This window comes from Deltaproteobacteria bacterium (genome assembly GCA_019308995.1).
In the GTDB taxonomy this organism is placed as follows: Bacteria; Desulfobacterota; Desulfarculia; order Adiutricales; family JAFDHD01; genus JAFDHD01.
Genome location: JAFDHD010000020.1, coordinates 20,490 through 34,888, shown reverse-complemented (window position 1 = coordinate 34,888; position 14,399 = coordinate 20,490). Strand labels below are relative to the sequence as shown.

Sequence of the window (14,399 nt, the reverse complement as noted above, 5' to 3'; positions counted from 1 at the left end):
ATAGGTTATGGCTTGCAATCTATGCTCCAAATTCAGATCAACGACAATGTTCATAGATCCATAATTAAGATAAAATGTCCGGCCAGGTTGAAGCCCTAGTAATTGAATTGTAAGATTAAATCTCGTTTTTCACAGATTAAGGATCAGGCCATTGGAAACTTTCATAAAATTAAAAGACTTTGAGAACAATCCTCATTTTCACAAGCAACGGCGCCAATCCTTAAACAGGCTGAATATTAACACTATTGATGCGCCTATCATTGCAATAATTGATGGTTTTTCAAAGCTGCCATATTGCTTCACCTTGCAAAGCTGTTATGGACATTTTCTGCATCATTATCAAAGGAACCTTAAAAACATCGAGCCCTTGCCAACTTCAACCAGCCTTACAAGCGTTGAATACCGAATAGCCTATCTGGCTCTGTGCCTAGAAAACAGTGACCTTGGAAGAGAATTATTTCGCGACCTGAAAAAAATCCCGGAAATAGACCCGGAATACGTTCAATTCGGATGCGCAGAATGGTTCTGGAAAAGACAGGTCAATTCATATGCATTACAAATTGAACCAAAAAGATATATGACCAAAGATAGGGTTCGTGTCAGTTATGAGGAAGCATTACACATCGAAAAGATTAGAAATAAATTCTTCAATGTCCTCAAAGAGATAGTTCAAAAAAGGGTTGAATAAGAAGCCCTCGAGCTGCTGGCAAAGGTAACGATCAGCACCTGCCTCGAAGCTAAACCTTTCTCTAAGTTTTCCTGAAGCAATACTCAAACAAAATTAAAGTATTTGATGAGATTTACCGATAACTAGACCGGGAATCGCGGTTGTTTTTAGCTGATGAAGGAACATGGCCGTAAGCAGCATTAAGACATGAAGTTACTAGGCAAATTTTTCTGATAACCCTCATAAGATTGACTTGAAGGCTAATTTATTACCTGGCATGCAAATGGACGTAATATCAAATAGATACAACTGGACAGGCCCGCGGACACTAGCCTGTCATCCCATGGCACGCAATTTGCTCACCATGAAACCAGAAAAGTGAAATCTAACTTAAGACGGAAAAAACAGCATGCGGCTTAACAATATTTTCAGAAGTATTATCGGAAGCATGGCTCAGGAGTATCGGCTCAACGTCACGGCCAATAATCTTTCGAATGTCAACACCCCGGGTTTTAAGAGAGATGTGCCGGTATTTAAAGACTTTATGGTCACCGCGACCAAGTCTGACTTCAGCCAGGGCATGCTGAAACAAACGGGCGGACGGTTCGATCTCGCGCTCAGCGGCCCCGGCTTTTTTCAAATCCAAACCCCTTTTGGAACACGTTTCACCCGCAACGGTATCTTTACGCTCAACAGCGACGGCGTGCTGGTCACCCAGGACGGTTACCCCATCCAGGGAGAACTGACCATCCCAAGGGAAGCCCGGGAGGTCGTCATCGGGCCTGATGGCAGTGTCCTGGCGGATAATGAAAACATAGGCGCCATCGAAATTGTCGAATTTGAAAACCTCTCCATGCTGAAAAAGCAAGGAAACGATTTTTTCATGCCCCTAAGCGCTGGCGTAACGGGCAGCGCCGCTGAAAAAACGACCATCGAACAGGGTTATCTGGAGATGTCCAACGTCAACCCGGTAAACGCCATGATCAACCTCATTGACACCACCAGAACCTATGAGGCGTTTCAAAAGGTCATTCACTCGTTTGAAGAAACCGACACCAAGATCATCAATGACGTTGGACGTCTGTTTTAACCGGTTAAAGGGAGAAAAAACATATGATTAGAGGGTTATGGACCGCAGCCACCGGCATGAACGCCCAGCAGCTCAACCTGGACGTTATCGCCCACAACCTGGCCAACGTGAACACGAATGGTTTCAAGAAAAGCCGGGCTGAATTTCAGGACCTGCTTTACCAGACCTTACGCGCTGCGGGTACCGAGACTGCCGCCGGGCAGCAGATTCCGGTCGGCATCCAGATCGGCATGGGTGTCAAACCGATTACCGTACAAAAGATGTTTACCCAGGGTGATTACCACCAGACCGGAAGGCAGCTTGATCTTGCCATCGAGGGGGACGGTTTCTTCCGTCTCTTGAGAAACGGGGAAGATGTTTACACGCGCTCCGGGTCTTTCAAGCTGGACAGCACCGGGACCATCGTTGATGCGGAAGGCAATCCGCTCCAGCCTGAATTCGCCGTGCCAGCGGAGGCGGTCCAGATCAATATTGACTCAGGCGGCAACATAACCGCGCTGGACGCCAATGGCGAGGAGCTGGCCGCTACCCGCATCACACTGGTTCGTTTTCAAAATCCTGGCGGCCTGTATGCCTTGGGCAAGAACCTTTACGGCCAGACCAATGCCTCTGGCTCTCCGGTTGAAGGAAATCCCGGGGAAGAGGGATATGGCACTATTGCCCAGGGATTTATAGAAATGTCAAATGTGGATGTGGTCACGGAGATGGTCAACATGATCGTGGCTCAGAGAGCTTACGAAATCAACTCAAAGGCGATACAGTCTGCTGACGAGATGCTCAGTATTGCCGTCAATATCAAACGGTAGATGAGGCAACCTTGTAAATGTCATTAAAATCGGGTCTAACCAGGTCTCTGGTCTTCTCGCTCATCCTGGCCATTCTGCTGGCCTGCCGCCTGACAGCGGGCCAGGCTGCTGACCTGTCTGTCATGGTGAAGTCCAAAGCCCATGTCCGCGGCGCAAAAATATTTCTTAAGGATATAGCTTTTATCACCGGACCGGATTGCGCCCTGAAAAGAGATATCGGCCTGGTTTTTATTACCAAGGCGCCCAAACCCGGTCAATCCATCAAGATTCGCCAGGACTACCTGACGCATCGCCTTCGCGCTTCCAGCCTGCCTCTGGATCGGTTTGAGTGGAGTCTGCCTCAGCTGGTGACCGTTTCCCGGGAATATCAAACCATTACCGCGGAAATACTGAAAAAGATTTTCAAGGACTACCTCTCTGCAAACGACCCTTACCGAAGCAGCGACTGGGAGCTGGTCAGCCTGCGGGCAGGAACCCTTCCCCGTCTTCCTGCTGGTCGCCTGACGTACAAGATTATATCTCACCCCACCCCTAATCCGACTTATTTGAGCCTGACCATATACTGCTTTGTTGATAATAAGGAAGCGGCCCATGTCAGAGTCGCGGGACGCATTAACCTCTTTTGCCAGGCCGTGGTTGCAGCCCGAACCATAGAGAGGGGCGAGGTCATACGAGCCAAGGATATAAAAACGGCCCGGGTCAACCTGGCCCGCCTCAGACAGGCAGCTATAAACAGCCCGGCCGAGGTCATTGGGAAAGCCAACCGCCGGCGCCGCCTTCATCCTGGTCAGCCCATCCTGGCCCGGGACCTGAGTAAACAGCCCGTGGTCAAAAAAGGCGACACCCTGACCATTATGGTCGAATCCGGGACACTGCGCATCACAACGCTCGGTAAGGCCAAACAGGACGGCGCGGCCGGGGAAAAAATACCTGTACTCAATCTCAGGAGTAAAAAGGTGGTTATGGCCAGAATTCTGGGCCCAAACCTGGCCCGGATTGACTTTTGAACTTTATGGAGACAGCCCATGAAAAATAAGCAGCTTGCCGCTTTCATCGTTCTGACCGCCCTTCTGGTCATTATGGCCGGTTGCGGCAGCGGAGCGGCTCTGACCATAAGCCCCAGGCCTGAAGCGAAATACATTGCACCCATACTGACCCAGCCAGCCCCGGTTTCCAGGACCGAAGGCTCTCTTTTTAGCCAAACCGTCATGCCTGCCTTTTATCGAGACCTCAAGGCTTACCGGGTCGGCGATATCGTAACCATTAATATTGTGGAAACGTCCAAGGCCTCAAAGCAGGCCAATACACAAACGGGCAAAGAATATGAGTTGAGCGCCGGTATCTCCGCCCTCCTCGGATACCAGGATAGAATCCCGCATAATCCCCATGTCGCTTTTAACCCCTCCTCCATGCTGGGCGCCAAGTACTCCTCGAGCTTCAAAGGCTCAGGACAAACCACACGTAAAGAAGACATGACAGCCCAGATGTCAGCTCGAGTGGTGCAGATTCTGCCCAACGGCGACCTTTCGATCCGGGGCACGCGAGAGATCACGGTCAACCATGAAAAGCAGTATATTATTCTTGAAGGGATCATTCGGCCGACAGACATATCATCTGACAACACGATCCTGTCCACGTATATCGCTGACGCCAGGATCTCTTACACTGGCAAGGGCGTGATCAGCGCCAAGCAGCGTCCGGGCTGGCTGGCCAGACTCCTGGATCATGTCTGGCCCTTCTGATCAGGGAGAACTCAAGACCTCATGACGCCGAAAAAAGTTATAATAGCCTTTACGGTCCTTATCATTGTTGCCTTCCAGGCTTCCGGAGCCTGGGGTATTCGTTTGAAAGACATTGCCACGTTCGAGGGTGTTCGAAGCAATCAGCTTATCGGCTATGGCCTGGTGGCCGGCCTCAGTGGCACCGGTGACAAAAGCGGCACCACCTTCACCATTCAATCATTGACCAACATGCTCAAGCAGATGGGTATCCAGGTCTCACCGCGGCAGGTCCGGGTCAAGAATGTGGCCGCGGTCATGGTCACCGCGGGTCTGCCTCCTTTTGCCAAACCTGGAAACAAAATTGATGTCTTGATTTCTTCTCTGGGCGATGCCACTAGCCTTCAAGGAGGCACCCTTTTATCCACGCCGCTTTACGGGATGGACCGCAAGATTTACGCCGTGGCCCAGGGCCCGGTCAGCATTGGCGGATTTTCCGTAGCCGGGGCTGCGGCCGGTGTGCAGAAGAATCATCCGACCGTGGGCCGGATCATCCGGGGTGCTGTAGTTGAACGCGAAGTTCCAATTCAATGGTCAGGCAAACACAAGATGACCCTGAAATTGAACCGGGCGGACTTCACCACGGCTCTGCGCATAGCCGAACTCATCAACAAGATGCTGGCCAATGCAGCAGCGCGTCCTCTTGATTCGGGTACGGTCAATTTCATGGTCCCTGAAGGATTCAGGGATAATCTGGCCGTCATGGTTGCAGACCTGGAAAATCTGGAAGTCACGCCCGATTCAGTGGCCAAGGTCATTATTAACGAGCGCACCGGGACCATCGTCATCGGGGAAAACGTCCGCATTTCAACCGTGGCCGTGGCTCATGGCGCTTTGTCCATTCAGATTCGAGAAAGACCGGTCGTGACTCAGCCTCCTCCCTTTGCCCCGCGCGGCGCTGAAACTGTGGTCACTCCGGAAACTGAAATCCAGGTCCTGGAAGAAGCAAGAAAGCTATTGGTACTGGAAAGCGGTCCCACGATTAATGAGCTGGTTCAGGCCCTCAATGCCATCGGAGTCACCCCCCGGGACCTGATTGTCATCTTCCAGACCATCAAGGCGGCTGGCGCATTGCACGCTGAATTGGAGATAATCTGATCATGGGCCTTGAGTGCGAGTACAAGTCGTTTTCCCCGCTCCGTTGCGAGGCCGCGACGCTTAAGGCCGCTCAGAAGGGCGAGCAGGAACGGCTGGCCAGGCTGAAAGAGTCCTGCGCGGACGTGGAGAGTCTTTTTATCAGCATCTTACTGAAGACATTACGCCAGACGATTCCTGTAAATGGCCTGCTTCCTAAATCATCGGGCCGCAACGTCTATGAGTCCATGTTCGACCAGCAAGTCTCCATCTTCCTGTCGCAGGGAAAAGGCATCGGTCTCGGCCAGATGCTCTACCAGCAGATGCTGCGTCAGAATGACCTGAATCGGCCCGAGGAAACAGAACGCGGCGAGGCGTCTTCAGGAATTTACAGAAATCCCCAGAACGACCGCCAGGGCCCTTACAAGGGTACGGACATCTTTGAGAATAATTTTGAAACCTTTATTCATCATCTTTCCGAAAGGATCTGAGATATGTTTCAGACGGCTGACCAACTGCTGGATTTGCTTAATCGCCAGATCAGCCTTTACCAAAAGCTGGGCAAGCTCCTGGATGAAGAACAGCAAAACCTGATCGAACTTGACCTGGACAGACTCCAGAAGATCACCAGGATCAAGGAGAAAACGGTCCAGGATATTAAGTTTCTCATCGGACCTGTGTCCACGAAAATAAAGGAGCTGGCTCAAGATTTGGGCCTTAAGACCGAGCCCCTGCCTTTGCTGGCCCTTCTGGCCGAAGCTCTTCCAGAGCCAAATTCCGGCCGCCTTAGAAGATCAAGCCAGGACCTGGCACGGATCAAAACAGATATTTTCAGGCACAACCAGGACAACCAGAACTTTATTGAAGAGACGCTGGGACTGATCACAGACTCCCTGACCGTTCTCACCGGTGTGAGTTTAACCGAGGCAGATCAATATCTGCCCACCGGTGAGCGGGCGGCATCCAAATCCATGGGGCCGATCAAGCTCAACCGCGAGGTCTGATCATGCCCATCAACACCGCCATGCATATCGCCAACAGGGCGCTACTCCTGGCTCAGGCCTCAATGGAAGTCACGGCCCATAACATGGCCAATGTCAACACCAAGGGTTACTCCCGCCAGGAGTTAGAACTTATTCCGAGTCCGACTTACAAGTCTGCCTTTGGTGAAATGGGCAGCGGCGTTTCCGGGGAGAAAATCAGCCGAATGTACGACGCAACCCTGACCCGGAATCTGATCAGGCAATCAAGCCTTCTGGCCAAATATGAAACCGAGAAGTCAATCATCTGGCAGATTGAGACCATCTTCAACGAAAGCCTTGACAACGGGCTCAACAGAGTACTGGCTGAATTCTGGAACTCATGGCAGGAGGTGGCCAACAACCCGGAAGGCAACCCGGAGCGCATGAGTTTGATGGAAAACAGCCACGCCCTCATCAACACCATCTCACAGATGCGCGCCAGCCTCGACGAACAGCTGATGGATCTCAACCTCCGCATTAAGGATGCCGTAACAGAAGTCAACATCTTGGTCGAAGAGATCGCCGAACTCAACGAATCTATATCTCGCGCTGAGATGGGAAGGTTCAACGCCAACGATATGCGGGATCAGCGCGACGTGCTCCTGAGAAGATTGGCCGGGCTTATAGAAATAACTGAATTTGAAGACCCGAGAGATGGCAGCACCTTTGTTTTAACACCCAAGGGCTTCCCCCTGGTCGAAGGCAACGTCTACTGGACCCTCAGCTCGGCCAAGGATGTAGCTGGAAATGATCGAATCTACTGGAACCGTTCTCCAGACGCCCGGGTGGACATCACGGACACCTTTGATCAGGGCCAGCTGGGCGGACTGGTAAAGATTCGACAGAACATTATTGAAGACTTTTACACCCAGTTCGACGCCTTCACCGCCATGCTGATCAAGGAAGTCAACCGCCAGCATGCACAGGGAGCCGGGCTGGTTCACATGACAGACGCGACTGGAACGTATGAAGTTTCACCCTTCGCCAGGCTGGAGACGAATCTGGCCGGAGAGGACAACGACATCGTCTTCACCGCCAAAAACACAGGCGCAGACGGGGATCAGGTCACCATTACCTTTCTTGATCCCGGCGGCCTCAATCAACCCCTGGGCGTGACTGTTGTCAATAATGACATTACCATTTCTTTAGCAAGGGATTCCGGGGGAAATTTCACTGCAACCGCCCGGGATATTATAGATTTTATTAACACCGACAGCGGCGCCGGCGCCGCGGCCGCTCGCGCCCTCGTCTCGGTCGCTCTGGCCCAGGATAACGACGGGCGCGGACTTGTGAGCGCCATGGAGGAGACAAATCTCAACCGTCATCTTTCCAATATCCTGACCTTCGGGGAGGATATGGCGGCTGGCTCCTTTGACCTGATCACCTATGACGCCAGCAACTCACCCGCTGTCAACACCATTAACGTCAACCCGAATGACACCCGAGAGGATATTCTCGCCCAGATCGGGGAATCCTTTGCCACCGGTATCGCGGGTATTCGGGCCAGTATCGTTGCCGATGATTCTGGAAAAGAACATCTCAAAATCGAGGCGGACACGAGTAACGGTTATGATTACACCCTGGCCAATGACACCGCCTCCATCCTGATGGCGCTCGGCCTCAACACCTTCTTCTCCGGTCACGACACCGCCACCGTTCAGTTAAACCAAACCATTGAAAACAATCTATCCTTTATCAACGCCGGTATGGTCAGCGCAGAAGGCGAGACCTCGCGAGGCAGTAATGTCAATGCCCTCACCATCGCGGACCTCAAAGACAGGGCCTACCTTTTTCAAAATGGCCCCTCCACCATCTCTGAGGCTTACAACACCCTGGCCGCGGACATCGGCTCCACGGCGCACACGATCAACCGCAACACCGACTTCACCGAAAATCTGGTCATGCAGCTTGAACAGCAGCGCGACTCGATCTCGGCCGTATCCATTGATGAAGAGCTGACGAATATGATCAAGTTTCAATACGCTTACATGGCCGCGGCCAAGATCATCACCACCAGCGATGAAATGCTCCAGTCGCTGATTTCGATGGTTTAGAGAAAGAGGAATAAATGAATCGCGTCTCTCAACAGAGCTTATACTCAATGATCAACTTCAATCTGCAGCGGATAACCTATGATCTGAGCAAGCTCAATGAATCCATCTCTTCAGGGAAAAAGGTCAATCGGCCTTCGGATGACATCCTGGGAGGAGCGAACATCCTGACCATGCGGACCGTCCTGGCGGATATTGAGCAGTACCAGCGGGATCTGTCCGTGGCCAACAATCTGCTCATGCTTTCCGAATCCGCTCTCCTGAACATGAAAAATTCCGTAACCGAGGCCAAGGTCCTAGCCGAGCAGATGTCAACCGAAACTTACCAGGACTCGAATCTGGACGTAGCCGCGGTAGCCATAGACGGCATCATTGATGAAATAATTAACCTGGGCAACACCAGCATGGAAGGGCGCTATATCTTTGCAGGCAGCAAGACCGATACCGCTCCCTTTATCAAAGAGCTGAATATCCATGACGCCACAGCCGCGTTAGCCGCTGCCTCTGCCTACACCGGCAGGGCCGCCAGCGCCGGAACATACACCGGAAGCCAGAGTAAAGAATACATGGTCCAGATCACCAGCGCCGGAGGAGCCGAGGCCCTTTACGCCTCCCTGACCACCAACTTCGATAACACCCATGACGACCTTACTATCACCGCCAAGACCGCCGGGCCTGACGGAGATAACATCAGTATCGAGTACGTGGACCCCCTTGGTATCAACCAGCCCCTGGGGGTGGTTGTCAATGATCTTGGCGGCGGCGTCTATAACATCCAGGTCAACCTGGCCACCGATGGCGCCGGGGCCATCGTCAGCACCGCGGCTGAGGTCATGAATGCCATCAATACCGATCCAAGCGCCAGTGCGCTTGTTACGGCTTCCCTGGCCCCGGGCAGCGATGGCAGCGGTGTGGTCTCTGACATGAGCGGTGTCCCGCGAAATCTTTCCCGCGGATTTTCCTATGCCTCCCTGACCACCAATTTCGCCTCCCTGACCACGAGCCTGGCTGACGCAAACGATGACCTCCGTCTCACGGCTCAAAACGCCGGGGAGTCTGGTAACGATATCAGGATTCGCTATGTTGATCCGGGCGCTTCCGGCCAGAGCCTCACCATCGCAGTGGACGGTAATGATATCACCGTCAATCTGGCCACCGATGGAACCGGGGCCATCACCACGACCGCGACCCAGGTTATGAATGCCATCAATGGAGACCCTGAGGCCAGTGCCTTGGTTTCGGCCGACCTGGCTGGAACCGATGACGGTTCCGGTGTGGTCACGGCCATGGGCTTCACCAGCTTAACCACCGGGAGGCACAACGACCTGAAGTTCACGGCACTGATTTCCGGGACCGAGGGGAATAAAATTTCCCTTATCTATAACGACCCTCACCTGGCCAACCAGACCACCGAGGTGACCGTAAACAACCTTGGCGGAGGAAACTATGAAATTCAGGTGACCCTGGCTACCGATGCAGACGGGAATATTTCCGCCACCGCGGCAGACGTTCTGGCAGCCATCCAGGCCCATGACCCGGTCAATCCCCTGGATGTTGCGGCCGGGGAGCTGGTTCAAGTCTCACTGGCCGAGGGAAGCTCGGGCTTGGGTCTCATTAATCAGATCGGAACATGGTCACTGGCTGGCAGTGAGGACGTTGCAGCCAGATTCAAGGTCTCTGAAGACGGAGGCCTGACATGGGGGCCGGACGACGCCTTTGCGGCCAGCGTCACAGGAACCAATATCTGGGACAGCACCAAGGCCGACCTGGATCAGGGAGTGCAAATCGCCTTCACCAATGAAGGAACCTTATCCGTAAGTGACCAATTCACCATAGAGGTCAGTCACTATTTAGGGAACACCGAAGACCTTGAGGTGAACATACAGCGCAACCACCGTGTTAAAGCCAACGTCAACGGGGAGGAGGCCATGGGTGGAGCCGGCGATCCTGATAACCTTCTGGACTGCCTCTTTCGCCTGAAACAGGCCCTGCTTGATCATGATCCGCGGGCCGTGGCCGACGAACTGCCCGTTTTTGACCAGATATTAGAAAACCTGTCTTCCCAGATGGCTCAAACAGGCGTGCGTATCAACCGCACTGAGGTGGCAGGCAACATCCTGGAAAGCACCAAAATCGGGGCGACACAGCGGTTGTCGGACATCGAAGACACAGATCTTATTGAGGCCATCACCGCTCTTAAGCTCCAGGAAATGGCTTATCAGGCCACCTTAGCCTCAACGTCCATGATTACCTCCCTCTCCTTGCTCGACTACATCCGTTGATCATTCCAAACACCTTCTTTGTGATACAATCAGTTGCAATTCAAGTCTGGTTACGAACTTTTTTTCACTTACTCTGATGAACCTTAAGAAAGAAAGGAGACCGTTTGGCCTCCTTCTTTGTACCTGGAATGTCGGCTTGTCAATCAGTGCAACGCGCTTCCATGAGACAGACCCGTGTGCATAGTTTGCCTGGGCGTCCCGGGTGAAATCGCACTCCAGGAGAAAGCTGGCACTTCTGCCATAGCCATGGGAAAGGCCTTTTTAACCGCGTTTATAAATTCAAGAGTTGCCTCAACGGCCTGGATAATGTTGTTCTCCTGCTCCTTTAGCTGGCTGGCCAAATCGTTTTTGACCGGAACCAGGCACTGCAGGGCCATCTTGGCCGCCCGCGCCTGCGGCCTGCTCAACAGGCTTAGCTTGGGCTGATGGTAATCCCGGCGTCCGGCCAGACGGGCCACGATTTGCGTCAGGCGCATAAACTCCTCCTGGCGAACCGCCCTGCCCTTCCGGTCTTCATCGCCTAATTCCGAGGCCTCCTGAGCCAGGATGAGAAGGCGGTCAATGGCCTGATCGAGCCTATCAAAACCCTGTCTGGCCCGCTCCAGATTTTCCAGGGCGTCAGGAACACCCTGCATCTCCATCTGAGCCAGCTTCACAGCCTCGGTAATTTCTGCTGGCAGCCCTTCAACACGAGTACCTGAAAGTCCTTCACTTAACATGGAAGAAAGACTGCTCAGGTAATCCAGACTGGACATGGCTTGATTCATGATCTATCCTTTCAAGAACCCTGCGGGGATGATTAATCCCCGCAGGGTTTGTTAAAGCTCCGGTTAGGAGAGAAGCGTTAGAGCGACCTGAGATATGGTGTTGGCCTGCGCCAGCATGGCCGTGGCCGCCTGCACCATGATCTGGTTCTTGGTAAACTCCATCATCTCCCAGGCCATATCCACGTCCGAGATTCGGGATTCAGCCGCCTGCAGGTTCTCGGCCTGGATCGAGAGCTGGGTGATGGTGTTCTCCAGGCGATTCTGAAAGGCGCCCAGAGTAGCCCGGATCGTATCTTTCGAATCAATGGCCGTCTTGAGCGCGCCTAGGGCCAACTGGGCCGCGGACTGGGTCAGGATGGTCCGGCCGGGTTCGGTCAGGAAGGCGCTGACACCGCTGGAGTCGGTGAGCTGGATCCACTCGCTCGTGGCACTGTCGTCGTACCCGCTCAGAGCGCCGATCCAGGTGCTAGCCCCGCAAATCCCGCCGCCATTGTAATCGGTAGCATCCGCCGCTTCATAGAACATAATGTCATGGCCAGCACCGGTCATTGTACCATCTAACCTCAGGCGATAACGACCATCCTCATCCGTGGTAACCGAGGCCGTGACCCAGCTTTCACCACCGCCAGAGAACGTTCCAGTCGTCGCACTTGTGGTAGAGTCAATACTTGCACCTGAAAATTGCATCTTCAACGAAGTGCCGGCTATAGCTTCCTCTGCTTGGTAACCATTGCCCGCCTCACCGGCCTGCTTAGCGAAAACCATAACGGCAATCCCAGAGGTATCATTATTCCATACCGCAAAAACATTGCCATTGGCTGCATTGATAGCTGAGGTGAGAATACTTGCAAAATTGGCTGCAGCAGTACCACTCGCCAAAATGGCAATGTCAGTGTCGCTGTCAACATACTGGGCACCACCGCCGGCAGCCGCAGCGCTTCCGTAAAATGCAATCTTAACATCGCCAACAGTAAGATGCACGTTATCACCGGAATTAGCCAACCCCAGAGCTGCCCCAAGCCCATCTGGACCCGGTGATGCGATGTTAATCCCGACTCGGGCTGCTGTACCTTCGTTGATCGCATCTACTAGCGCGTTCAGGCCGAAAGCGCCGCTTTCGGTTGCAGCGCTGGCAACCTGGTACATACCAACGATGTTCCCCAGTTCCGTGCTCACGGCCGAACCGGCGGTGCGGCTGGCGTCATAGTCATAAGCAAAGAAGAGGTAGCCGTTCGTGGTGGAGATAGCGCAGTTGGCCGCGCCCAGGTAAACGTTGTCGTTGTACCAGGCGTCCACATTCGTGGTCTCAGTCGTGCCGACGCCAAGACCGGTGGACGGCGTGGCCCGTACGTCGTCAATCCTGATAAAGTAGTAGTCCTCAGCCGAACTGTTGCCAGTGCCGAAATGAATCTTCAGGCCGTCCCTCATGTCGCCATTGAGCATAGTGACACCGTTAAAGTCCGTGGCGTTGGCGATCCGGTCAATCTCAGCGGCCATGGCCTGGTACTCGGAATTCATGATCTCCCGCTGAACCGTGGTGTAAGTACCGGTGGCGGCCTGTTCGGCCAGTTCTTTCATGCGAACGAGTTTCTCATCAATGACCGAGAGTGCGCCCTCAGCGGTCTGAAGCAGGGAGATGCCATCGCTGGCGTTCCTGATCCCCTGCCGGGTGACCCGGATGTCTGCCCGCATGAGTTCACGGATCGCCAGTCCTGCCGCATCGTCGGCCGCGGAATTGACTCGCAAACCCGATGACAGGCGCTCGATGGACTTGCCGAGCGATCCATAGATAGACTGCAGGTGCCGAGCTGCCGTCATGGCCATCATGTTGTGATTAATGACTAAACCCATGGTCCTTCTCCTTTTTAATGGAATAAGACTTTATAAGGAATAAAAGCCTTTAACAAACGCATCCAGGTCAGCAGGCCGCACGAACCGGCTTAAATGGTTGGCAGCAGCGACCCGGGTTAAATTGATCCTTTGTCTCAGCCCCTCGATCAAGTGCAGGTGCGGTTCGGTATAGAAATCGGCTCCTGCTTTCAAATCCTGCCATCTATGATTGATTGTGTATCCCATGCTGGCCTCCGCGAATTTATTAAACCTTTATCAAGGAATCTTTGTCTATCTTATCGGATATTTTCCAAATTACTTTAATGTTTTTTTATGAAATTTTAATTAAAACCAACAGCCTTCAAATAAGTCTTTATGAATGTTTAAGAAAAATATTTTATGTATCTCTTTGATATTACATCCTTTATTTTTATGGTTACGAGAATGATTTTAATGTTTCTAAAAAAATGCCAATTTTAAATAGATCATTAAATATGCTTTCTTAGAATCCTTATCGGTTTCTTGAAAAATTACTTAAATATTTTAAATGGATTTTATCTTTTTTTAAAAATATCTTAATGCTTGTTCAATTTTATTTTCAATATCTTGCAGACAAACCCCTGAAGCACCCCATAGCTATCGCGCCGGTCCTTCCAGCTCAAAAACCTCACCGCAGTGGAGGGAAGAAAGGGTGTCTCTCTCTTCCTGAATCTTTTTTATGACGTTTTGTGAAGGGATATGGTATATAACGTTAAACGGTCCGGTATACCAGGAGGCCTGCTTGCTGATCCTGACACGAAAAACCGGTGAAACGATAGCGATCGGGGATGATATCAAGGTTCAAGTAATTGATATTAAGGGTAAATATGTCCGCCTTGGCATCCAAGCTCCAAATATAATCCCGGTTCACCGGCAAGAGGTCTTTGAGCGTATTCAGGAAGCGAACAGGCAGGCCGCCGGTCTGGCCCCGGACGATCTGTCCGAGATTGCAAGCTTCTGGGAAAAACAAAAGAGGAGTACAAAGGAGTAGGT

14 protein-coding genes are annotated in these 14,399 nt (G+C 52.4%); 11 read left to right on the top strand and 3 right to left on the bottom strand.

Annotated features, from left to right (window positions below; genetic code table 11):
• The first annotated feature begins 151 nt into the window (after positions 1 to 151).
• From JRI95_05735 to flgL, 10 genes are all read left to right on the top strand, one after another.
• The gene (locus JRI95_05735; GenBank protein ID MBW2061052.1) at positions 152 to 688 is read left to right on the top strand and encodes a hypothetical protein; all 537 of its coding nucleotides are present in this window, start codon (positions 152 to 154) and stop codon (positions 686 to 688) included.
• Between the two features lie 388 nt (positions 689 to 1,076).
• On the top strand, positions 1,077 to 1,757 hold the full coding sequence (locus tag JRI95_05730; protein MBW2061051.1) for a flagellar hook-basal body protein: 681 nt from the start codon (positions 1,077 to 1,079) through the stop codon (positions 1,755 to 1,757).
• Between the two features lie 23 nt (positions 1,758 to 1,780).
• Positions 1,781 to 2,563: a flagellar basal-body rod protein FlgG gene (gene flgG, locus JRI95_05725; GenBank protein ID MBW2061050.1), complete on the top strand. Its 783-nt coding sequence runs from the start codon at positions 1,781 to 1,783 to the stop codon at positions 2,561 to 2,563.
• 17 nt (positions 2,564 to 2,580) lie between these two features.
• Positions 2,581 to 3,570, top strand: a complete 990-nt coding sequence (gene flgA, locus JRI95_05720) for a flagellar basal body P-ring formation protein FlgA (protein MBW2061049.1) — start codon at positions 2,581 to 2,583, stop codon at positions 3,568 to 3,570.
• Between the two features lie 18 nt (positions 3,571 to 3,588).
• Positions 3,589 to 4,305 (top strand): flagellar basal body L-ring protein FlgH, encoded by a 717-nt coding sequence (locus JRI95_05715; protein MBW2061048.1) that lies wholly within the window; start codon positions 3,589 to 3,591, stop codon positions 4,303 to 4,305.
• A gap of 21 nt (positions 4,306 to 4,326) precedes the next feature.
• Complete coding sequence (locus JRI95_05710) at positions 4,327 to 5,439, top strand: flagellar basal body P-ring protein FlgI (GenBank protein ID MBW2061047.1); 1,113 nt, start codon at positions 4,327 to 4,329, stop codon at positions 5,437 to 5,439.
• Between the two features lie 2 nt (positions 5,440 to 5,441).
• Positions 5,442 to 5,906, top strand: coding sequence for a rod-binding protein (locus tag JRI95_05705; GenBank protein MBW2061046.1), 465 nt, complete (start codon positions 5,442 to 5,444; stop codon positions 5,904 to 5,906).
• A gap of 3 nt (positions 5,907 to 5,909) precedes the next feature.
• The gene (gene flgN / locus JRI95_05700; GenBank protein MBW2061045.1) at positions 5,910 to 6,419 is read left to right on the top strand and encodes a flagellar export chaperone FlgN; all 510 of its coding nucleotides are present in this window, start codon (positions 5,910 to 5,912) and stop codon (positions 6,417 to 6,419) included.
• 2 nt (positions 6,420 to 6,421) lie between these two features.
• Positions 6,422 to 8,491 carry a flagellar hook-associated protein FlgK gene (gene flgK, locus JRI95_05695; GenBank protein ID MBW2061044.1) on the top strand — a complete coding sequence of 690 codons (2,070 nt, stop codon included), beginning with the start codon at positions 6,422 to 6,424 and terminating at the stop codon, positions 8,489 to 8,491.
• A 14-nt stretch (positions 8,492 to 8,505) separates the two neighbouring features.
• Positions 8,506 to 10,770 carry a flagellar hook-associated protein FlgL gene (gene flgL, locus JRI95_05690; GenBank protein MBW2061043.1) on the top strand — a complete coding sequence of 755 codons (2,265 nt, stop codon included), beginning with the start codon at positions 8,506 to 8,508 and terminating at the stop codon, positions 10,768 to 10,770.
• A 143-nt stretch (positions 10,771 to 10,913) separates the two neighbouring features.
• Here flgL and JRI95_05685 read toward each other — a convergent pair whose 3' ends face one another.
• The 3 genes from JRI95_05685 to JRI95_05675 form a co-directional block, all read right to left on the bottom strand.
• The gene (locus JRI95_05685; GenBank protein MBW2061042.1) at positions 10,914 to 11,537 is read right to left on the bottom strand and encodes a hypothetical protein; all 624 of its coding nucleotides are present in this window, start codon (positions 11,535 to 11,537) and stop codon (positions 10,914 to 10,916) included.
• A 63-nt stretch (positions 11,538 to 11,600) separates the two neighbouring features.
• Positions 11,601 to 13,388 carry a flagellin gene (locus JRI95_05680; GenBank protein ID MBW2061041.1) on the bottom strand — a complete coding sequence of 596 codons (1,788 nt, stop codon included), beginning with the start codon at positions 13,386 to 13,388 and terminating at the stop codon, positions 11,601 to 11,603.
• A 30-nt stretch (positions 13,389 to 13,418) separates the two neighbouring features.
• Positions 13,419 to 13,613, bottom strand: a complete 195-nt coding sequence (locus JRI95_05675; protein MBW2061040.1) for a hypothetical protein — start codon at positions 13,611 to 13,613, stop codon at positions 13,419 to 13,421.
• 535 nt (positions 13,614 to 14,148) lie between these two features.
• On the opposite strand from JRI95_05675, the gene csrA reads away from it, so the two are divergent.
• Complete coding sequence (csrA, locus tag JRI95_05670) at positions 14,149 to 14,397, top strand: carbon storage regulator CsrA (protein MBW2061039.1); 249 nt, start codon at positions 14,149 to 14,151, stop codon at positions 14,395 to 14,397.
• Positions 14,398 to 14,399 lie beyond the last annotated feature (2 nt).

Coding starts and splice junctions, on each gene's coding strand:
- JRI95_05730 (MBW2061051.1), top strand. CDS start 1,077: ATGCGGCTTAACAATATTTTCAGAAGTATTATCGGAAGCATGGCTCAG.
- flgG (MBW2061050.1), top strand. CDS start 1,781: ATGATTAGAGGGTTATGGACCGCAGCCACCGGCATGAACGCCCAGCAG.
- flgA (MBW2061049.1), top strand. CDS start 2,581: ATGTCATTAAAATCGGGTCTAACCAGGTCTCTGGTCTTCTCGCTCATC.
- JRI95_05715 (MBW2061048.1), top strand. CDS start 3,589: ATGAAAAATAAGCAGCTTGCCGCTTTCATCGTTCTGACCGCCCTTCTG.
- JRI95_05710 (MBW2061047.1), top strand. CDS start 4,327: ATGACGCCGAAAAAAGTTATAATAGCCTTTACGGTCCTTATCATTGTT.
- JRI95_05705 (MBW2061046.1), top strand. CDS start 5,442: ATGGGCCTTGAGTGCGAGTACAAGTCGTTTTCCCCGCTCCGTTGCGAG.
- flgN (MBW2061045.1), top strand. CDS start 5,910: ATGTTTCAGACGGCTGACCAACTGCTGGATTTGCTTAATCGCCAGATC.
- flgK (MBW2061044.1), top strand. CDS start 6,422: ATGCCCATCAACACCGCCATGCATATCGCCAACAGGGCGCTACTCCTG.
- flgL (MBW2061043.1), top strand. CDS start 8,506: ATGAATCGCGTCTCTCAACAGAGCTTATACTCAATGATCAACTTCAAT.
- JRI95_05685 (MBW2061042.1), bottom strand. CDS start 11,537: ATGAATCAAGCCATGTCCAGTCTGGATTACCTGAGCAGTCTTTCTTCC.
- JRI95_05680 (MBW2061041.1), bottom strand. CDS start 13,388: ATGGGTTTAGTCATTAATCACAACATGATGGCCATGACGGCAGCTCGG.
- JRI95_05675 (MBW2061040.1), bottom strand. CDS start 13,613: ATGGGATACACAATCAATCATAGATGGCAGGATTTGAAAGCAGGAGCC.